The following is a 19,525-nucleotide window of genomic DNA, read 5'->3' on the forward strand; positions in this document are numbered from 1 at the left end:
GACATATCAATGCGCACCATAGCATCATCACTGTCGAACAAGAAATTAGCCAACGCTTTACACAATTCTGTTTTCCCCACCCCTGTCGGCCCCAGGAACATGAAAGAACCAATTGGACGATTGGGATCAGATAATCCAGCCCTGCTACGACGAATTGCATTCGATACGGCATTAACAGCTTCATTCTGCCCTATCACGCGTTTATGCAATTCTTGCTCCATACGCAGTAACTTATCCTTTTCGCTTTCCAACATCCTGGATACAGGAATCCCTGTCCAGCGCGCGAGTATTTCAGCGATTTCAGCATCTGTGACTTTGTTACGCAGCAGCTTCATATGACGATTTTCTGCTGTTGTTGCTGTCGCCAGACGTCTTTCCAATTCCGGAATTTTTCCGTACTGAATTTCAGACATTTTAGCCAAGTCACCACTACGGCGAGCTTTTTCTAATTCAATACGGGCATTTTCTAATTCAGCCTTAATATTCTGAGTACCACTAAGTTCAGCTTTTTCTGCTTTCCACTCTTCTTCCAATTCAGAATATTCACGTTCTTTTTCTGCCAATTCTTCGTTCAGCATCTCTAAACGTTTTTTACTGGCATCATCAGACTCTTTTTTCAGTGCTTGCTGCTCAAGCTTTAATTGAATAACACGACGCTCAAGGCGATCCAATGCTTCTGGTTTAGAATCCATCTGCATACGGAGACTTGCCCCTGCTTCATCAATGAGGTCAATTGCTTTGTCAGGCAGCATGCGATCAGAAATATAGCGATGAGATAATGTTGCAGCCGCTACAATGGCCGGATCAGTAATTTGGACGTGATGATGCAACTCATATCGCTCTTTCAGTCCACGTAAAATAGCAATCGTGTCCTCAACCGTGGGTTCTGCCACATAAACTTTCTGGAAACGACGCTCTAAGGCCGCATCTTTTTCTATATATTGACGATACTCATCAAGTGTTGTTGCCCCGACACAATGCAGTTCTCCACGGGCCAGAGCAGGTTTTAACATGTTACCGGCATCCATTGCGCCTTCGGCTTTGCCTGCTCCTACCATGGTATGCAATTCATCAATAAACAGAATGACTGAACCTTCCTGTTTGGCAAGATCGTTCAAAACACCTTTCAAACGCTCTTCGAATTCACCACGATATTTAGCACCGGCTAATAACGCGCCCATATCAAGAGACAGAACACGTTTGTTTTTCAGTCCTTCTGGAACTTCACCATTAACAATACGCTGTGCCAAACCTTCGACTATCGCGGTCTTCCCGACCCCGGGTTCACCAATGAGAACAGGGTTATTTTTGGTTCGACGCTGCAATACCTGAATAGTTCGACGAATTTCTTCATCACGCCCAATCACAGGATCTAATTTGCCTTGTTCAGCACGCTCAGTCAGATCAATGGTATATTTCTTTAACGCTTGGCGCTGATCTTCTGCGCCTTGCTCATTTACTTTTTCACCACCGCGCATTTGTTCTATTGCCTTAGTGATTTTATCTTTGGTTGCTCCCGCCGCTTTCAACATGTCACTTAATGTTCCACGTTCTTCTATCGCTGCCAGAACATAGAGTTCAGAAGAAATGAAGTTATCACCTGATTTTTGGGCAAGTTTGTCACACAGGTTTAAATAACGTCCCAGTTCGTTGGATACCTGTACATCTCCACCATTGCCTTCTACTTTCGGCAATCGGTTCAGAGCCTGATTTAGTTGATCATTGAAGCTTCCCGTATCCACCCCTGCCGAGGCCAATAAAGGACGTACTGAACCGCCTTCTTGATTAATTAATGCACTCATCAAGTGGATAGGTTCGATGAATTGATTATCACGCCCTAATGCGAGGGATTGGGCGTCAGCGAGAGCAAGCTGGAATTTATTGGTAAGACGATCCAGACGCATAACACCTCCAATACTGGTCAGAATTTGCTACTGGAGACTAGATAAGGCCATTCCTTAAATATTCAAGGTCTTCTGTAAAGTTAATTGGAAACTTACCGCTATACGCCAAAGATCGTCCTGTAAAGTAGGTTATCGCAACCAGATTAAAGTTGCCATTCGCCCTGTATTACCATCACGACGATAGGAGAAAAAGTTTTTTTCCTCCGTGACAGTACATGCGGCTCCGCCAAAAATGTCTGTTATTCCTACTGACTGCAACTTTAATTTAGCCAGTAAGTAAATATTTGCCAGAAACTTATCGCCATAAGGCGTGAAAGCGTGTTCCAGATCAGGATTGGTTGCGATGAAAGCTTCCCTAACCTCACGTCCCACCTCAAATTTTTCAGGGCCAATAGCAGGCCCCAACCACGCACGGATCATGTCAGGTTTTGCGCTAAATCGAGACACGGTATTCTCCAACACTCCAGCGCATAATCCGCGCCATCCTGCATGAGCCGCCGCGACTTCATCACCAGAAATACTGCAAAAAAGAACTGGTAAGCAATCTGCTGTCATCACAGCACAAACCTGATCAGGTATATTCGTGTAAACGGCATCAGCCTGATTATTCAACAATGGCTGACCATCAAGTGTGATAACACGTATTCCATGTACTTGCTCCAACCATATAGGCTGCTGCGGCAATTGGGCATATTCAACCAGCCGCGTTCTATTCCGTTCCACGTATTCTGGAACGTCCCCAACATGATTACCCAGATTTAAACTGTCATATGGGGACTGGCTTACTCCGCCTAAACGGGTAGTACTGCAAGCGCCAACATTATCAGGCTGTGGCCAATCAGGAAAAATCAGTGGTGTCATTTACCTACCAATCCATCTCATCTTTGAAAGTCTCGGCATCCGCTTTCATCACTTCAATCAACTTAACCATGTCGTCCGGTAATGGAGCATGCCATTCCATCTCAATTCCCGTGATCGGATGGTAAAGACGTAACATGGTTGCATGCAATGCCTGGCGATCAAAATTGCGCATCATTTCGCGAAATTTATCAGAAGCCCCTTTTAAGGGACGAGGTCGCCCACCGTACAGAGGATCACCCACTAACGGGTGTTTTATATGTGCCATGTGCACACGAATTTGGTGTGTTCTGCCTGTCTCCAAACGCAAACGCAATCGAGTATGCGCTCGGAAATGTTCCATGACACGATAATGGGTAACAGCAGGTTTACCCATAGGGTGTACTGCCATGTGTGTCCGTTTTGTTGGATGGCGGGAGATAGGTTCTTCTACCGTTCCTCCAGCCGTCATACATCCCAAAGCAACCGCTTCATATTCACGGGTTATTTCACGTAATTGTAAAGATTCCACCAAACGAGTTTGTGCCGGAACGTTTTTTGCCACAACCATTAGCCCTGTCGTATCTTTGTCAAGACGATGAACAATACCTGCACGGGGAACATCTGCAATTTCAGGATAATGATATAACAAGGCGTTCAACACAGTACCGTCAGGATTACCTGCCCCCGGATGAACAACCAAATCACGTGGTTTATTGATGACCAAAATATCGTCATCTTCATAGACAATATTCAGTTCGATATCCTGTGGCTCCCAACGCGCATCTTCTTCAATGATAGCGTCAACGGAAATTTCTTCACCGCCCAGGACTTTTTCTTTTGGTTTGCTAATTAATTTGCCATTAACTTGAACTTTATTATCCAAGATCCACTCTTTTATACGTGACCTGGAGTAATCAGGGAACAATTCAGCCAAAGCTTGATCTAAACGTTGACCAAGCTGAGATTCAGCGACTATTGCATTAAGTCGGATTTGTTGTGCCATATATAACTTCTATATTTTACGTTGAGTTTTGACGGCGAGGCCGTTTCATTTAAAATAGTGTGCTATTGTAACTCATATTTTGCCGGGAGCTTCACGGACAGTCTCCCAGAAAACACTCAGAGGATAATCAACACGTGATGATTCGCATGAAATATCTGGTGGCAGCGACCACATTGAGCCTGGTTCTATCTGGATGCTCTAGCAATAAGGATGCTGTTCCTGATATCCCTCCATCTCAAATTTATTCAATTGGGCAGGAAAGACTGCAAGAAGGTAACTATAAATCGGCTATCAAGCAATTGGAATCCCTTGATAACCGATATCCTTTTGGCCCATACTCCCAGCAAGTCCAACTTGATCTGATCTACGCCTATTACAAATCAGCGGAATACCCACTGGCTCTCGCATCCATTGACCGTTTCATGCGCCTGAATCCAACTCACCCTAATATCGACTATGTGCTCTATATGCGTGGTTTGGTTTCTCAAACTCTGGATGATGACAGCCCATTACAAGGGCTTTTCAGTATTGATCGATCAAATCGTGATCCTGAACATGCCCGTGCTGCATTCCGTGATTTCAACCAACTGGTGCGCTATTACCCAAACAGTCAATATTCAACTGATGCTACCAAGCGGTTAATATTCCTCAAAGAGCGTTTAGCCAAATATGAACTTGCAGTTGTGCAATATTACACTAAACGTAATGCTTACGTAGCTGTTGTCAATCGGGTAGAACAAATGCTACGAGACTACCCTGATGCTAATGCAACCCGGAAGGCTCTTCCTTATATGGAGTTAGCTTATAAAGAATTAGGATTGACGGCTGAAGCCAATAAAGTGGCACAGCTGATCGCTGCCAACCCTGTATAAAATCTCATCCCATCAGATTTGAAAAAGTGATCAAAAACAGTAGCTAAATGGGCTGCTGTTTTTTTTATCTACTCGTTGAAGTTGACAGGGTTGTTATTGTCAGAAATATCACTACTGAAAGTGTGATTTTTGTAAGACTTGCTTTTTTGTTCTGTGTGTTATTTAGTCAATAAACTGAATACATTAGCGCAATTTTGGTCATGTTTGGCTATATCTTCATTATTTTCGTCTTGAAAATAATTCAAGTTTTGTAATTATAACGTGATTTAATAATCCCACAACTGACCGATAATGACGCATAACTCTTTTCTTCGCAACAAATATTCTCCATATCTTCCCTAGCTATCACAATTCCATCACTTACTGCCAAAATCACTCAATAAAAGTGATTTAGATCATTCTTTTTATGCAAAATGGCGCTATGCTGAATGCACCAGAGACGGAGTAACATCTAAAGAGGTAACTATATGTTAGTGAACATTACCAGCAAACAAATGGAAATTACCCCCGCAATTCGTAGCCATGTAGAAGACCGTCTAAGTAAGTTAAGCAAATGGCAAGTTAATCTAATAAATCCACATATCGTACTATCAAAAGAACCGCAAGGATTCTTGGTTGATGCCACAATCGGCACACCGAATGGCACGTTAGTGGCCAGCGCTAAACATGAAGATATGTACGCAGCAATCAATGATCTGCTGACAAAATTAGAGCGCCAACTCAATAAAGTACAGCATAAAGCAGAAGCTCGCCGCACAGATAATAGTGTTAAAGAGTCTAATCTCAACTTAGAAGTATAATCCCCCCTGATTTTTGTCCTAACGCGCTCAATGAGCGCGTTTTTACTGCCTGTTGACACTTCAAGCTAAATAGGTTAATTAAAATACATTATTGAAACCATAAAGTAGCATGCTAACAGGTCAAATGATTATCAAACCGTCTTTGTTATTTTTCTTTTTTTTCACCTTCTCATAAGGAGGCTGATTCGTTTCAAAGAAAATTTAAGAAGACGAATAAAGCCTCCCATCAACAGGGAGGTTTTTTGTTTTACTGATCACAAACATATCTACGATGCACAGGCTACACTTATAATAAGAATGTCAGGAACATATTATGGAAAGAGACTTAGTGAGTTTACGAGAAGAAATTAGTCATATTGATGCGGAATTGCTGGATCTACTTGCTAAACGCCGACAATTAGCCAGTGACATCGCCCAGACAAAACTGCTCGATCATCGCCCTATCCGTGATAAAAACCGTGAACGAGAATTATTGAACGCATTGATAGATAAAGGAAAATCACGTGGATTAGATGGATTTTACATTACACGATTATTTCAGATGATCATTGAGGATTCTGTTCTCACCCAACAGGCGTTATTACAACAATATCTGAATCAGACACCTTACGATTCTGCCCGTATTACTTTTTTAGGGCCAAGAGGTTCATATTCTCATATTGCAGCTCGACAATTTGCTGCTCGTCACTTTAATCAGTTGGTTGAGTGCAGTTGTCACAAATTCTCAGATATTTTCTCACTGGTTGAGATTGGTCAGGCTGATTATGGCATCCTGCCACTGGAAAATACCAGTTCAGGGGCAATCAATGAGGTTTATGATTTATTGCAACATACCCCCTTATCCCTTGTTGGAGAGATAACTCTGCCAATCAACCACTGTCTATTGATTGCCGGGCAAACTGATATCTCAAGGATAAAAACCGTTTATAGCCATTCCCAACCTTTTCAACAATGTAGCCAATATCTCAATAAATATCCTGACTGGAATATTGTCTATTGTGAAAGCACTGCTGCTGCTATGCAAAAAGTAGCTGAACTCAACTCACCAGAAATAGCCGCATTGGGTAGTGAAGCAGGCGGCACTCTCTATGGATTACATGTTTTAGAAAATAATTTAGCGAATCAACAAGAGAATAGCACTCGCTTTATTGTTGTTTCCCGCAAACCTATTGACGTATCCGATCAAGTTCCTGCCAAAACCACGTTTATTATGTCAACCGGACAACAAGCAGGAGCACTGGTTAATGCTCTCATTATCCTAAAGAAACATGATATCCCCATGAGTAAATTGGAGTCCCGCCCAATAAATGGCAAACCGTGGGAAGAGATGTTTTATATTGATGTACAAGCCAATCTGCGCTCTATGAAAATGCAACATGCATTGAAAGAATTGACGGAAATTACTCGTTTGCTGAAAGTGTTAGGATCTTACCCATCAGAAAATGTCATTCCTATCGATCCTATCTAAAGTAAAACAAAACCGGATGTTTCTATCCGGTTTTAAAATAAGACCTATACTCGGTTGTCACTAGCCTGCAGCAAAAGCATTCGACTTTCCTTCATAAATCGAGCGGCTTCATTACCAAACCAACCACTCACTTGGTTAAAACTCTCAATAAAAGCTGACTTATCTTGTTGTTCCAAGATTTCCAGCGCCTGCCCGAAACTTTGGTAATAGCGACGTATAAGTGCAATATTTTCAGGACTAGACATAATAATATCAGCATACAGTTGGGCATCTTGTGCAAATAATCGTCCTACCATCGCTAGCTCTAATCGATATATCGGTGAAGACAGTGAAAGCAATTGCTGTAAGTCGATATCTTCCTTTGCAAGATACCGTCCGTAAGAGAAGGTAGTGAAATGACGCAACGCCTGAATAAAGCTCATATTTTTATCATGCTTCTCTGCGGTGATTTGGTGCAACCTCGCTCCCCATACTGATATCTGTTCCAAAAGCCATTGATACGACTCTGGATAGCGCCCATCGCAATACACAACCACTTGTTTAGCAAAGCTACCTATATCTGGCCCAAACATAGGATGTAACCCTAAAACAGGCCCTCTATGTACTTCAAGCATCGCATTTAACGGCCTTTGTTTGATTGAAGCCAAATCAACTAAAATGCACTGTTCTGGCAAAGGAGGCAATCGACGGATAATCTTCTCTGTCAAGTGAATGGGAACACTGACGATCACCATCCCTGCTCCAGCCAATATATGTTCGGCGTTATCCCAATCGTCAGCTTCGAGCACCCTGACTTCATAGCCAGACAACGTCAACAATCGACTGAATAATTGGCCCATTTTGCCTGAACCACCTACAATGACCACAGGTCCTAAATGAGTAGCGAGTTTTTTAAAGCCTTTGTTATTCTCACTGACATACGACTCTCGCATAATTCGGCGCAAGATATCTTCAATCAAATCAGGCGGAATTCCCATATTTTCCGCCTCCTGACGGCGGGAAGCCAACATAGTAGTCTCCCTATCAGGATCATAAATCGGCAAGCCGAGTTGACTTTTAACTTCACCAACTTGCGCGACTAAATTCATTCTTTTCGCCAGCAACGATAATAAGGTTTTATCTACCTCATCAATTTGAGTCCTTAATTGTGACAATTCTGTTGTCATATTGATTATCCTGCTTTTTCCATCATTATGTTTCGATTAGCCAAATGTGGAGCGATTTGTTGGTGCAGTTTTCTCAATATTTGCTCCGTGGTCTGCCAGTTAATACAGGCGTCTGTCACCGAAACACCATATTTCATCTCAGAACGAGACTGTTCGGAGGATTGATTGCCCTCATTAATATGGCTTTCCAACATAATCCCAATGATGGATTGATTTTTGGACATCATCTGTTCAATAACAGAATCCACAACGATACTCTGGCGACGAAAATCTTTATTGGAATTACCGTGACTGCAATCAATCATCAGTGATGGTATCAGCCCTGCTTTAACCATTTGGCGTTCACAATCAGCAACGTGTTCTGCACTGTAATTCGGCACGGCGCCACCACGCAATATTACATGTCCATTCGGATTACCCTGAGTTTGCAGCAAACAAACTTGACCTGACTGATTTATCCCCATAAAGCGATGAGGCATTGCTGCTGCTTTCATGGCATTAATCGCGGTATTCAAACTACCATCTGTGCCATTTTTAAATCCGACTGGCACAGACAACCCTGATGCCATTTCACGATGAGTTTGAGATTCAGTGGTTCTAGCGCCAATTGCTGACCAGCTAAATAGATCCCCTAAGTATTGTGGATTATTGGGATCAAGTGCCTCATTCGCCAAAGGCAATCCCATTTCTACCAGGTTCAACAACAGGCGACGGGCAATATGCAGCCCCGCATCCATATCAAATGAACCATCCATATAGGGATCACTAATTAGCCCTTTCCAACCAACGGTTGTACGAGGCTTTTCAAAATAGACACGCATAACAATATACAGACAATCACTCAATTCAGCAGAAAGCGCTTTCAAACGGCGGGCATAATCCAAGGCTGCATCCACATCATGAATTGAACATGGACCACATACCACTAATAAACGCGGATCACGATGCTGAATAATATCAGCGATAGTATTACGCGCGTTTGTGATGGCATGTCGATCACGGCTATTCAACGGATATTTCCGTTTCAGCTCCTCCGGTGTGATGAGGACTTGCTCATCAAGGATATGAACGTTATTCAGAGCGTCTTTTTGCATGATCATTTCTACCTGCCTTGTCTGTTTAATATGTGTCTAAGTGTCTGTTGGATAACATACCATGAGCCGTAAAGAATACAATCCAAAATCGTAAATATTTTCTATAAACTGTAAATATTACCTTACATCAAAATGCAAGGTCTATTGATATAGTGGAGATACTAACAAGCCATTGAATTTTATTTTCATGTCAAAATATATAAATAATCATTAAAGTTAATGTATTGTAAATGGCGATTCACAATAACACAAAAATAGAAATAATTTATTAACTGTCTGCATATAATTTGTTACATAAATAAATATCTTTATAAATCAAATAATAAAAATAAGATCTCAATCTCATTTTTATATAAATATTCTAATAATATTAATATGTGTTTTTAATGTTTCTATGAAACTATAAATCAATATTTATAAACAATAGCTATATCCCATAGATCTAAAGCTATGACTAACAGCTTGCAAATGAAGTTATAAGTCATATAGATACAAAAATCTGTATGGCCAACTTCTATTTATTTTTCAAACATTTGTTAAGGATAGATATGATAGCGCTGCAATTTACTATAATAATCATATGCTTATTGATAGGTACGCGTTATGCGGGAATGGGGTTGGGACTGATCAGTGGTATTGGGCTTTTTATACTGACATTTGTCTTTGGCTTGGAACCCGGTAAACCCCCCGTTGATGTAATGCTGACTATTCTTGCTGTAATCGGTTGCGCATCCGTTTTACAAACAGCAGGTGGGCTAAATGTTATGATGCAATTTGCAGAACGCTTACTGCGTCGTCACCCGCAACATATCACCATTTTGGCACCCCTGACCACTTGGATGCTCACTTTTCTTTGCGGTACTGGTCATGTGGTTTATACCATGTTTCCAATCATTGGCGATATTGCCTTGAAAAAAGGTATTCGCCCTGAACGGCCAATGGCTGTTGCTTCTGTTGCTTCCCAGATGGCAATTACCGCTTCTCCTGTATCTGTCGCCGTTGTTTCTTTGGTGTCAATTATTGCTGCCAGTCATGGTATTGGGCAGGCGTACGGGATCTTGAACATTTTGGCTGTTTCAATACCAGCCTCACTCACTGGAATAATACTTGCTGCATTATGGAGCCTACGTCGAGGAAAAGATCTTGATCAGGACGAAGAATTCCAGGCGAAAATCAAAGATCCAAAGCAACGTGAGTTTATTTATGGTGGGTCTGATACTCTATTGGATCAAGTCTTTCCTAAGCAGGCTTATTGGGCAACCTGGGTTTTCTTTGCCGCAATTGCCGTTGTCGTCTTGCTCGGTGCATTCACAGAATTACGTCCTTCTTTTGAAGTAAAAGGTACACTAAAACCTCTTTCCATGAATCTGGTGATCCAGATAATGATGTTAATTGCAGGCTCCATTATATTGATGGCCTGTAAAGTCAAAACCAGTGAAATCGCCAATAGTGCCGTGTTCAAAGCAGGTATGGTTGCGATTTTTTCTGTCTTTGGTGTGGCATGGATGAGCGATACCTTCTTCCACTCACATTTAGGTGAATTAAAACTAAGCCTGGAAGATGTGGTCCAGGCACAGCCGTGGACTTATGCCCTTGTGCTGTTTTTAGTATCAAAACTGGTTAACAGCCAAGCCGCAGCCTTAACAGCTATTGCGCCAATGGGATTACAGCTTGGGGTTGATCCTAAGCTTCTGATCGCTTTCTTCCCTGCTGCCTATGGCTATTTTGTTTTGCCTACTTATCCAAGCGATTTGGCTTGTATTGGTTTTGATCGTTCAGGTACAACAAAAATTGGAAAATTCATTATCAACCACAGCTTTCTTTTACCAGGATTGATTGGCGTCAGTGGTGCTTGTACAGTAGGGTATGTATTAGTCAGTACGTTTATGTAACTTACTGTACCCTTTCCAGGCTTACGACTGAAAAAATAAGTTTCCTGATTTAGAATGTAAAAAGGCCAGCATATACACTGGCCTTTAATAACTTTCGGATGTAGCAAAAGCGTATTATTTTGCGTTCAGACGCTCTTTAATACGAGCTGCTTTACCAGAACGCTCACGCAGGTAGTACAGTTTAGCTCTGCGAACAGCACCACGACGTTTAACACTGATGCTGTCTACGACTGGGGAGTGAGTCTGGAATACACGCTCAACACCTTCGCCGTTAGAAATCTTACGAACAGTGAATGCAGAGTGCAGACCGCGGTTACGAATTGCAATAACCACGCCCTCGAATGTCTGCAGACGCTTTTTAGAACCTTCAACGACCCATACCTTAACTTCCACGGTGTCACCCGGACGGAATGAAGGTACGTCTTGCTTCATCTGCTCTTGTTCAAGTTGTTTAATAATGTTGCTCATAATAACTCTCTTACCCTAGGTAAACTGATATATCAAAGACATCCCTTCGGCGGGATATGTCTGGATTAATTCGTTGCCTGATCTTGATATTCCCGTTGGAACTCAGATAGCAACATCCTTTGCTCGTCAGTCAGAGCTAGGTTTTCTAGAAGTTCGGGCCTTCTTAACCAGGTTCGGCCAAGCGACTGTTTCATTCGCCAACGATTAATTTCCGCATGGTTTCCCGACAGCAAAACTGGGGGAACTTCCATACTATCTAACACTTCAGGGCGAGTATAATGGGGGCAATCCAACAATCCATCAGCGAATGAGTCTTCTTCTGCCGATGCTTGACGCCCTAATACTCCCGGAATAAACCGCGATATCGAGTCAATCATCGTCATTGCAGGAAGCTCTCCCCCGCTAAGAACGTAATCACCGACAGACCACTCTTCGTCAATTTCAGTTTGGATGATACGCTCATCAATACCTTCATAACGCCCGCAAACCAGAATTAATTTCTCATTTGCTGCCAGTTCACAAACTCCCTGTTGATCGAGTTTGCGTCCCTGAGGTGAAAGATAAATCACCTTTGCACCATCACCTGTCGAAGCTTTAGCTGCATGAATGGCTTCCCGTAATGGTTGCACCATCATCAGCATACCTGGACCACCGCCATAAGGGCGATCATCAACAGTACGATGCCGGTCGTAGGTAAAATCCCTTGGATTCCAGCATTCGATACTCAACAGGCCATTTTTTACTGCCCGACCAGTTACCCCGTAATCGGTTATTGCGCGGAACATTTCAGGAAACAGGCTAATAACCCCAATCCACATACTGCGTCCCACTCATTTAAACCGTTTTTACCGGAGATTAAAAACCAGGATCCCAATCTACCTCAATAGTTTTAGTAGCGAGATCGACTTTCTTGATAACCTGCCCATCAAGAAACGGAACCAGCCGCTCCTTGATACCGAATGCATCTTTCAGGTTTGCTTTTATTACCATCACATCGTTAGAACCCGTTTCCATCATGTCATGAATGGCCCCAAGGTTATAACCGGCTGTATTTATTACTTGGCAGCCAATAAGGTCTTTCCAGTAATAATCACCCTCATCCAGTTCTGGTAATTGGCTACATTCCACCACAACTTCACAATTAGTGAATAAATTCGCCGCATCCCGATCGTCAATACCTTTGATTTTGACGATAATATCTTGGTTATGGTATTTCCATGCTTCCAGTTCAATGTGTTGCCACTGGCCTAAGCGTTGAATAAACCACGGTTGATATTCAAAAATGTCTTCGGCGTGTTCGGTGGAAGAAAAAACTCTGAGCCAACCACGAATACCATATGCAGACCCTAACTTCCCCAATACAATTGGCTCAACAGGGTGCTTCAGGCCAGATTGTTTGCTCATTGTTACCACCGCGACAGATTAAGCTGCTTTCTTAGCGTTTTTGATCAGTGTAGCAACACGATCAGACACAGATGCACCCAGACCAACCCAATGTTCGATACGGTCCAGATCTAAACGCAGAGTTTCTGCTTTTCCTGAAGCGATTGGGTTGAAGAAACCAACACGCTCAATAAAACGACCATCACGCGCATTGCGGCTATCGGTCACGACTACTTGATAAAACGGACGCTTTTTTGCGCCGCCACGAGCTAAACGAATTGTTACCATAACATCCTCATTAGTTAGCAAAACAACCAGACTCCATCGAGGAATGGAGTCCGGCTGTCCATTTAAAAGCCCGAAAATTTTACTCACTTTGGCGCAAAAAGCAATCCAAAGAACATTTTCTTTCGCAACTTTGTTGATTATCGCCCCATAAATCCCGGTGGCAGCATACCTTTCATGCCTCGCATCATTTTTGCCAAACCACCTTTCTTCATCTTTTTCATCATACGCTGCATTTCATCAAACTGTTTCAACAAACGGTTGACATCCTGCACCTGTGTGCCCGATCCCGTCGCAATACGGCGCTTACGGGAACCTTTAATGATTTCTGGTTTTTCACGCTCTTTACGCGTCATGGAATTAATGATGGCTTCCATTTTAACCAGAATTTTGTCATCCATTTGAGATTTGACAGCATCAGGGATCTGCGACATTCCCGGCATTTTGCTCAACATGCTAGCCATTCCGCCCATGTTACGCATTTGTTTAAGCTGCTCAAGAAAATCGCTTAAATCAAAGCCGTCACCTTTTTTCAGTTTGGACGCCAATTTTTCCGCTTGGGTATGGTCAACTTTACTTTCAAGTTCTTCGATCAGTGAAAGCATATCTCCCATGCCCAGAATGCGGGATGCAATGCGATCAGGATGGAAAGGTTCTAACGCATCCGTTTTTTCACCAACGCCGAGAAATTTGATGGGCTTACCCGTGATATGGCGGATGGAAAGCGCAGCACCGCCACGTGCATCACCATCTACTTTCGTCAGAACAACCCCGGTTAATGGTAATGCTTCATTAAATGCTTTTGCTGTATTTGCCGCATCTTGACCTGTCATTGCATCAACAACAAACAGGGTTTCAACAGGATTGATAGTTGCATGAACCGCTTTGATTTCATCCATCATAGCTTCATCAACATGCAGACGGCCTGCTGTATCGACTAACAGTACATCATAGAATTTCAACCTAGCATGTTGGATCGCTTTATTGACAATATCAACAGGCTTTTCCTGTGGATCGGAAGGGAAAAAGTCAACTCCAACTGTTTCAGACAAGGTTTCAAGCTGTTTGATCGCCGCAGGTCGGTATACGTCAGCAGAAACAACCAAGACTTTTTTCTTGTTTTTCTCTTTCAGCAATTTACCTAATTTAGCAACGCTGGTCGTTTTACCTGCACCTTGCAAACCAGCCATAAGGACCACCGCAGGAGGCTGTGTGGAAAGGTTCAGTTCACTGTTAACCTCTCCCATCGCCATAACCAATTCATTTTGAACGATTTTGACGAATTCCTGACCTGGGGTCAGACTTTTGTTAACCTCATGTCCCACAGCACTTTCTTTGACTCGTGCAATAAAATCACGCACGACAGGTAATGCAACATCCGCTTCGAGCAAAGCCATACGAACTTCGCGCAGCGTATCTTTAATATTATCTTCAGTCAGCCGTCCACGACCGCTGATATTGCGCAATGTGCGCGATAGTCTGTCAGTTAAATTATCAAACATTGTCTCAGCTCAGATATCTACAGGTGGGTCTACCTGTATGGCAAATTTCGCAAATTATAGCACGATGATTATGTGATCTCTGCAAAGAGATTCCCAAGTATGATTAACAACGGTTGGAGGCTACTCCTGCTAGCGCTATACTTAAATTTCAGGTTTAATCCATACCCAATGGATTCCATTGCGAAAACGATAAACGTTATGCTGATATTTTCAATTATTGCTTTACTTACCTATCTCATTAGTCTGACGCTCATCGTGCCAAGTTTATTGCGCCAACAAAACAGTTATCAAAAACTGGCACTTTCTTTTACCGTTGTAGCGTTAATCGCTCACGCGATTGCATTAAAATACCAAGTTTTTCATGTTAGCAGCGGGCAAAATCTCACTTTATTGAATTTAGGCTCAATTGTTAGCTTGCTTATGTGCATCATCATGACAGTCGTTGCTTTCCGTGGACGTGCATGGTTTTTACTGCCGATTGTTTACAGCTTCGCCATGATCAATTTGATACTGGCTAGCATGATGCCGGGAGAATTTATTACTCATCTTGAAGGTAGTATCGAATTATTTATTCATATTGGGCTGGCATTACTTGGCTATGCGACTTTACTCATTGCCGCGCTTTATGCATTACAACTTGGTTGGTTGGATCATCAGCTTAAAAAGAAAAAACTCACATTTACCTCTGGTATTCCCCCATTGATGACAATTGAGCGGAAAATGTTTCACATTACCCAAGTTGGTGTAATTTTACTAACATTGACACTTTGTACTGGCATCATGTACATGGATGATATTTTCAGTAAAGAAAATATCCATAAATCTGTTTTATCTATCATTGCATGGTTTATTTACGTTATTTTGCTTTGGGGGCATTATCATGAAGGATGGCGTGGCAAACGTGTTATTTGGTTCAATTTGATCGGCGCATTTATTCTAACGCTGGCTTTTTTCGGTAGCAGGTTATTACAGGAAATGATGGTTTATTAATAAGTTAATTTATCATCGCTAATTTATATAATTATTAGGAAGGAATTCTGTTTTGGAGAATGTCTCAACAAGTACACTGATTATAATTCTTGTTGTTATGGTTATTGTTTCAGCTTATTTCTCTGCCTCTGAAACTAGCATGATGACAATCAACCGATATCGTTTACGCCATTTGGCTAAACAGGGGAACAATCCCGCACGCAGGGTGGAATCTCTGCTGCGTTATCCAGACAGACTCATTAGTCTGATACTTATCGGTAATAATCTTGTCAATATTTTGGCGTCCTCTCTTGCCACTATCGTTGGTATGCGACTCTATGGCGATGCCGGTGTTGCTATTGCAACAGGTGTACTCACATTCATTATTCTTATTTTTTCTGAAGTGATGCCAAAGACCATCGCAGCGCTTTACCCTGAAAGAGTTGCATTCCCAAGTAGCTTCCTGTTACGCCCGCTAGAAAAAATTATGCTGCCCCTTGTTTGGTCATTTAATAAGATCAGTTTGCTGTTTATGCGCTGTTTGGGTATCAAAACCTCGAATATCCGCAATGATGCTGTCAGTAAAGACGAGCTACGCACAATTGTAAATGAATCAAACGTCAATCTATCACGCCGCAATCAAGATATGCTGCTCTCAATATTAGATCTTGAGAAAGTCACCGTTGGTGACATTATGATCCCACGTAATGAAATTGTCGGCATTGATATTAACAATGATTGGAAGTGCGTTATCAGGCAACTGACACACTCTCCACATGGACGTATTGTGTTGTATCGTGACTCCCTTGATGATGCTATCGGTATGCTCCGAGTACGTGAAGCCTATCGACTGATGATGGAGAAAAAAGAATTTACAAAAAGAAATTTACTCAAAGCCGCAGATAAAATCTATTTTATCCCTGTTAGCACACCATTAAATATCCAGCTTATTAATTTCCAACGTAACAAACAAAAAGCTGGCCTAATCGTTGATGAATATGGCGATATTCAAGGATTAGTGACTGTCGAAGATATTTTGGAAGAAATTGTCGGCGATTTTACCACTTCCATGTCGCCAACTCTGGCAGAAGAAGTCCTTCCGCAAAGTGACGGCTCCGTTCTGGTTGATGGCACAGCCAATATACGTGAATTAAATAAGGCTTTCGGTTGGGCGCTTCCCGAAGATGGTCCAAGGACAATGAATGGAATGATTCTGGAAGAACTAGGTGAAATTCCTGAATTAAGCGCTAATGTGCAGATTAATAAATACAATTTTGAGGTTCTTGCGGTGCAAGATAATGTTATCAAGCAAGTTCGTGTAACACCGATAAACCCAAATACAGAATAAAGTATAAAATTAATTCAGTGAATAAGTTACCGCTATAAAAAATATATACACTCGAATTAATGCAATCTAATCTGTCTATGTAACTAAAAGAAAATAATTAAAAAATATTATAATTTCAAAAGGATAGAGAGAAAAGAACACCAATGTAGGGCTAGCAGAATAAGCTAGCCCCTCAATAATATAAAGCAGATCTGACTACTTAACCAAATGTAATAATCGTTGAGATACCGTATCTTATACAATATCTAACAAACTAAACTTGAAGCTCTACCCGTTTTTCTTCGGGTAGTGCCAATTCATCGTTATAATTGACACGAACACCAGAATCAAGGATACGCTGAGCAATATCTTGAGCTTCTTTCAATGAGTGCATTTCATATGTACCGCACTGATAAATGTTTAATTCTGGGATCTGGTTCTGATCTTGAACTTTTAGCACATCTTCCATTGCCGCTTTCCAAGACTCAGCCACTCTCAATTCTTCTGGAGCACCGATTAAGCTCATATAAAAACCAGTACGACATCCCATTGGAGAAATATCAATAATTTCAACACCATCACCGTTCAAATGATTGCGCATAAAACCCGCAAACAAATGCTCAAGTGTGTGAATACCTCGTTCTGGCATCACTGCTTTATTAGGAACACAAAAACGTAAATCAAATACTGTGATAGTATCGCCGTGAGGCGTTTTCATTGTCTTGGCAACTCTAACAGCAGGTGCAGCCATACGAGTATGGTCAACTGTAAAACTATCCAATAAAGGCATAATACTACCTCCTAAGGTATCAGATTTTTTACGAAGATTTTTTCAGATAGATGAAACCTTTTCATTTGCGGCTGGTCATAAGATATGAAGACGCGCAAATTGTTATCACCCCTATTCTCTAAGATATTTTATTTGGCCACCAGTGGTGGCCGTTTTCTTTTTTAACGCTCTGCATGAAGTTTTAAATACTCTTCAAAGTTCATGTTATCTTGCTGTTCAAGGTCATGCTGACGTGACACAGAAGCTTGACGCTCAACAGAAAAATTTTCATCATTCAGAATTGAATAATGTTCTTCAATCAATTCGTTATGATACTGGCCTGCCAGTTCCAATCCAAAACCAACTATCCCCTGAGATTTCATCTTGTCCAGGACACGTGCTGAAAACGTTAGTGATGGATCTTCAAACATATTAACCAATTCTTTACAGACTGATTGATATTGAGTCCCTGAACAGGCATCCAGGACTTCAGCAACTCGTTCTAAATCCCGGAATAATTTTTGTCCCACAATCTTAAGCGGTTGTTGTTCAATCCCATAACCAAGACCAATAGACAACCCTGGTTTACGCCCTTCTAAGATAACTTTATTCCAGTTTCCACGACAACAGGAAAGCTCCTCATTTCCCATTTCAGGGGCATCAGCCAGAGCACACCATATCAAAAATAAGTCAAGAAAACGAATTTGCGTCTCATCAACCCCAATGGAGGAAAAAGGATTAATATCTAAAGAACGCACTTCAATATATTCTATACCATCTCTTAACAAAGCATCTGAAGGTGATTCTCCCTCTTTTGTGACTCGCTTTGGACGAATTGGTGCATACAACTCATTTTCAATTTGAAGAACATTAGTATTGAGCTGTAAGTACTTATTTCCTTTTTTGATACCGATTGCCGCAAATTCTTCAGATGGCTTATGAATTGCTTTCTTAAGCCCCTCTACATAGGTATGAAGATGATTAAAAGTAATATTCAGATCGCTTTGCGATTTGTTGGTATACCCCAGGTCACTCATCCTCAACGAAGTCGCATAAGGAAGGTAACAAGTCCCTCTTTCTGTTTTCTCAAAAGATAATGCTGTATTTCGTCCACGTAAGAATGAAGAACAGATTGCCGGTGATGCACCAAATAAATAAGGGATCACCCAGCCAAAGCGGTAATAATTGCGGATCAAACGAAGATAGCCATCTGAAATCTGCTCTTTTCCTGTTTCAGCATCTTTAATACCTAACCACGCCTGCCAAAAACTCATTGGCAGAGAAAAGTTATAATGCACACCAGAAATTGTTTGCATTAGTGCGCCATAACGGCTCTTTAATCCTTCACGGTACAAGGTCTTAAAGCGGCCCAAGTTAGACATACCATATTGAGCCAAAGTGATATTTTCTTCTTCGTCGATAAAACATGGCATACTTAAAGGCCACATTTTTTCATTGTTCAAATTCCGTGCGGAATAGATATGCAAATCTTTAAGGAAAGCAATGGTTCTATCTATATTGCTATCAACAGGGGTAATAAACTCCAATAGAGATTCAGCAAAATCAGTTGTAATCCATTTATGCGTTAAAGAAGCACCAAGTGATCCTGGATGCTCTGTCTTAGCTAAATGACCGTCTGGAGTAACACGCAATGTTTCACGTTCAATGCCACGACAAATACCGTTTAATACAGTTGGGTTTGCCTCTAACCATGACAATGCTTTTGATACGTCCGGGATCAATTTGTCCTCCCGTGGAGTTTAAAAGATTATTACTAAAAGTT

The 19,525-nt window shown here is 41.6% G+C and carries 18 protein-coding genes (1 of these 18 running past the window's edge); 6 read left to right on the forward strand and 12 right to left on the reverse strand.

Annotated elements, in window-relative coordinates:
• The 3 genes from clpB to rluD all read right to left on the reverse strand — a co-directional run.
• Positions 1 to 1,904 carry the 5' portion of an ATP-dependent chaperone ClpB gene (clpB, locus tag ACSJJG_RS13525; protein WP_481089667.1) on the reverse strand. The gene continues 670 nt to the left of window position 1, outside the view, so 1,904 of the gene's 2,574 nt are visible here — the first part of the coding sequence; its start codon is at positions 1,902 to 1,904; its stop codon lies off the left edge, out of view.
• A 129-nt stretch (positions 1,905 to 2,033) separates the two neighbouring features.
• Positions 2,034 to 2,765, reverse strand: a complete 732-nt coding sequence (gene yfiH / locus ACSJJG_RS13530; RefSeq protein ID WP_481089668.1) for a purine nucleoside phosphorylase YfiH — start codon at positions 2,763 to 2,765, stop codon at positions 2,034 to 2,036.
• A gap of 4 nt (positions 2,766 to 2,769) precedes the next feature.
• Positions 2,770 to 3,747, reverse strand: coding sequence for a 23S rRNA pseudouridine(1911/1915/1917) synthase RluD (gene rluD, locus ACSJJG_RS13535; RefSeq protein ID WP_481089669.1), 978 nt, complete (start codon positions 3,745 to 3,747; stop codon positions 2,770 to 2,772).
• A gap of 137 nt (positions 3,748 to 3,884) precedes the next feature.
• Here rluD and bamD point away from each other — a divergent pair, with 137 nt between their 5' ends.
• The 3 genes from bamD (at position 3,885) to pheA (ending at position 6,887) form a co-directional block, all read left to right on the forward strand.
• Positions 3,885 to 4,619: an outer membrane protein assembly factor BamD gene (bamD, locus tag ACSJJG_RS13540; RefSeq protein ID WP_481090443.1), complete on the forward strand. Its 735-nt coding sequence runs from the start codon at positions 3,885 to 3,887 to the stop codon at positions 4,617 to 4,619.
• A 467-nt stretch (positions 4,620 to 5,086) separates the two neighbouring features.
• Entirely contained in the window at positions 5,087 to 5,419 is a 333-nt protein-coding gene (gene raiA, locus ACSJJG_RS13545; protein WP_047771873.1) for a ribosome-associated translation inhibitor RaiA, read from the forward strand.
• A 313-nt stretch (positions 5,420 to 5,732) separates the two neighbouring features.
• A complete protein-coding gene (gene pheA / locus ACSJJG_RS13550) occupies positions 5,733 to 6,887 on the forward strand; it encodes a bifunctional chorismate mutase/prephenate dehydratase (RefSeq protein WP_481089670.1) in 1,155 nt (384 codons plus the stop codon).
• 44 nt (positions 6,888 to 6,931) lie between these two features.
• Here the strand turns inward: pheA and tyrA are convergent, their stop codons facing one another.
• A complete protein-coding gene (tyrA, locus tag ACSJJG_RS13555) occupies positions 6,932 to 8,053 on the reverse strand; it encodes a bifunctional chorismate mutase/prephenate dehydrogenase (RefSeq protein WP_481089671.1) in 1,122 nt (373 codons plus the stop codon).
• A 5-nt stretch (positions 8,054 to 8,058) separates the two neighbouring features.
• Positions 8,059 to 9,153: a 3-deoxy-7-phosphoheptulonate synthase gene (locus ACSJJG_RS13560; protein ID WP_481089672.1), complete on the reverse strand. Its 1,095-nt coding sequence runs from the start codon at positions 9,151 to 9,153 to the stop codon at positions 8,059 to 8,061.
• Between the two features lie 542 nt (positions 9,154 to 9,695).
• Here ACSJJG_RS13560 and ACSJJG_RS13565 point away from each other — a divergent pair.
• A complete protein-coding gene (locus ACSJJG_RS13565) occupies positions 9,696 to 11,039 on the forward strand; it encodes an anaerobic C4-dicarboxylate transporter (protein WP_481089673.1) in 1,344 nt (447 codons plus the stop codon).
• A gap of 114 nt (positions 11,040 to 11,153) precedes the next feature.
• On the opposite strand, the gene rplS is transcribed toward ACSJJG_RS13565, so the two are convergent.
• The 5 genes from rplS to ffh all read right to left on the reverse strand — a co-directional run bounded on the left by rplS (position 11,154) and on the right by ffh (position 14,677).
• Complete coding sequence (gene rplS, locus ACSJJG_RS13570; protein WP_481089674.1) at positions 11,154 to 11,507, reverse strand: 50S ribosomal protein L19; 354 nt, start codon at positions 11,505 to 11,507, stop codon at positions 11,154 to 11,156.
• Positions 11,508 to 11,572: 65 nt separating this feature from the next.
• The gene (gene trmD / locus ACSJJG_RS13575) at positions 11,573 to 12,325 is read right to left on the reverse strand and encodes a tRNA (guanosine(37)-N1)-methyltransferase TrmD (protein ID WP_348987086.1); all 753 of its coding nucleotides are present in this window, start codon (positions 12,323 to 12,325) and stop codon (positions 11,573 to 11,575) included.
• 37 nt (positions 12,326 to 12,362) lie between these two features.
• A complete protein-coding gene (gene rimM, locus ACSJJG_RS13580; protein ID WP_481089675.1) occupies positions 12,363 to 12,911 on the reverse strand; it encodes a ribosome maturation factor RimM in 549 nt (182 codons plus the stop codon).
• Between the two features lie 18 nt (positions 12,912 to 12,929).
• Positions 12,930 to 13,178 carry a 30S ribosomal protein S16 gene (rpsP, locus tag ACSJJG_RS13585; protein ID WP_481089676.1) on the reverse strand — a complete coding sequence of 83 codons (249 nt, stop codon included), beginning with the start codon at positions 13,176 to 13,178 and terminating at the stop codon, positions 12,930 to 12,932.
• A gap of 137 nt (positions 13,179 to 13,315) precedes the next feature.
• Entirely contained in the window at positions 13,316 to 14,677 is a 1,362-nt protein-coding gene (gene ffh, locus ACSJJG_RS13590; protein ID WP_481089677.1) for a signal recognition particle protein, read from the reverse strand.
• Positions 14,678 to 14,875: 198 nt separating this feature from the next.
• Between ffh and ACSJJG_RS13595 the strand changes: the two genes are divergently transcribed.
• Both ACSJJG_RS13595 and ACSJJG_RS13600 read left to right on the forward strand, forming a co-directional pair.
• Positions 14,876 to 15,667, forward strand: coding sequence for a cytochrome C assembly family protein (locus tag ACSJJG_RS13595; RefSeq protein ID WP_481089678.1), 792 nt, complete (start codon positions 14,876 to 14,878; stop codon positions 15,665 to 15,667).
• A gap of 52 nt (positions 15,668 to 15,719) precedes the next feature.
• Positions 15,720 to 16,994, forward strand: a complete 1,275-nt coding sequence (locus ACSJJG_RS13600; protein WP_481089679.1) for an HlyC/CorC family transporter — start codon at positions 15,720 to 15,722, stop codon at positions 16,992 to 16,994.
• Between the two features lie 253 nt (positions 16,995 to 17,247).
• Here the strand turns inward: ACSJJG_RS13600 and luxS are convergent, their stop codons facing one another.
• On the reverse strand, positions 17,248 to 17,763 hold the full coding sequence (gene luxS, locus ACSJJG_RS13605; protein ID WP_481089680.1) for an S-ribosylhomocysteine lyase: 516 nt from the start codon (positions 17,761 to 17,763) through the stop codon (positions 17,248 to 17,250).
• 161 nt (positions 17,764 to 17,924) lie between these two features.
• Entirely contained in the window at positions 17,925 to 19,484 is a 1,560-nt protein-coding gene (gshA, locus tag ACSJJG_RS13610; protein ID WP_481089681.1) for a glutamate--cysteine ligase, read from the reverse strand.
• Between the last annotated feature and the right edge of the window lie 41 nt (positions 19,485 to 19,525).

The organism is Xenorhabdus sp. SGI 60 (assembly GCF_056632175.1).

What these genes read in the sequence shown, in the direction of transcription:
- yfiH (WP_481089668.1), bottom strand. Translation starts at nt 2,765, where the DNA reads ATGACACCACTGATTTTTCCTGATTGGCCACAGCCTGATAATGTTGGC.
- tyrA (WP_481089671.1), bottom strand. Translation starts at nt 8,053, where the DNA reads ATGACAACAGAATTGTCACAATTAAGGACTCAAATTGATGAGGTAGAT.
- rplS (WP_481089674.1), bottom strand. Translation starts at nt 11,507, where the DNA reads ATGAGCAACATTATTAAACAACTTGAACAAGAGCAGATGAAGCAAGAC.
- luxS (WP_481089680.1), bottom strand. Translation starts at nt 17,763, where the DNA reads ATGCCTTTATTGGATAGTTTTACAGTTGACCATACTCGTATGGCTGCA.
- raiA (WP_047771873.1), top strand. Translation starts at nt 5,087, where the DNA reads ATGTTAGTGAACATTACCAGCAAACAAATGGAAATTACCCCCGCAATT.
- rimM (WP_481089675.1), bottom strand. Translation starts at nt 12,911, where the DNA reads ATGAGCAAACAATCTGGCCTGAAGCACCCTGTTGAGCCAATTGTATTG.
- trmD (WP_348987086.1), bottom strand. Translation starts at nt 12,325, where the DNA reads ATGTGGATTGGGGTTATTAGCCTGTTTCCTGAAATGTTCCGCGCAATA.
- pheA (WP_481089670.1), top strand. Translation starts at nt 5,733, where the DNA reads ATGGAAAGAGACTTAGTGAGTTTACGAGAAGAAATTAGTCATATTGAT.
- bamD (WP_481090443.1), top strand. Translation starts at nt 3,885, where the DNA reads ATGATTCGCATGAAATATCTGGTGGCAGCGACCACATTGAGCCTGGTT.
- ffh (WP_481089677.1), bottom strand. Translation starts at nt 14,677, where the DNA reads ATGTTTGATAATTTAACTGACAGACTATCGCGCACATTGCGCAATATC.
- rluD (WP_481089669.1), bottom strand. Translation starts at nt 3,747, where the DNA reads ATGGCACAACAAATCCGACTTAATGCAATAGTCGCTGAATCTCAGCTT.
- ACSJJG_RS13595 (WP_481089678.1), top strand. Translation starts at nt 14,876, where the DNA reads ATGCTGATATTTTCAATTATTGCTTTACTTACCTATCTCATTAGTCTG.
- ACSJJG_RS13560 (WP_481089672.1), bottom strand. Translation starts at nt 9,153, where the DNA reads ATGATCATGCAAAAAGACGCTCTGAATAACGTTCATATCCTTGATGAG.
- rpsP (WP_481089676.1), bottom strand. Translation starts at nt 13,178, where the DNA reads ATGGTAACAATTCGTTTAGCTCGTGGCGGCGCAAAAAAGCGTCCGTTT.
- ACSJJG_RS13565 (WP_481089673.1), top strand. Translation starts at nt 9,696, where the DNA reads ATGATAGCGCTGCAATTTACTATAATAATCATATGCTTATTGATAGGT.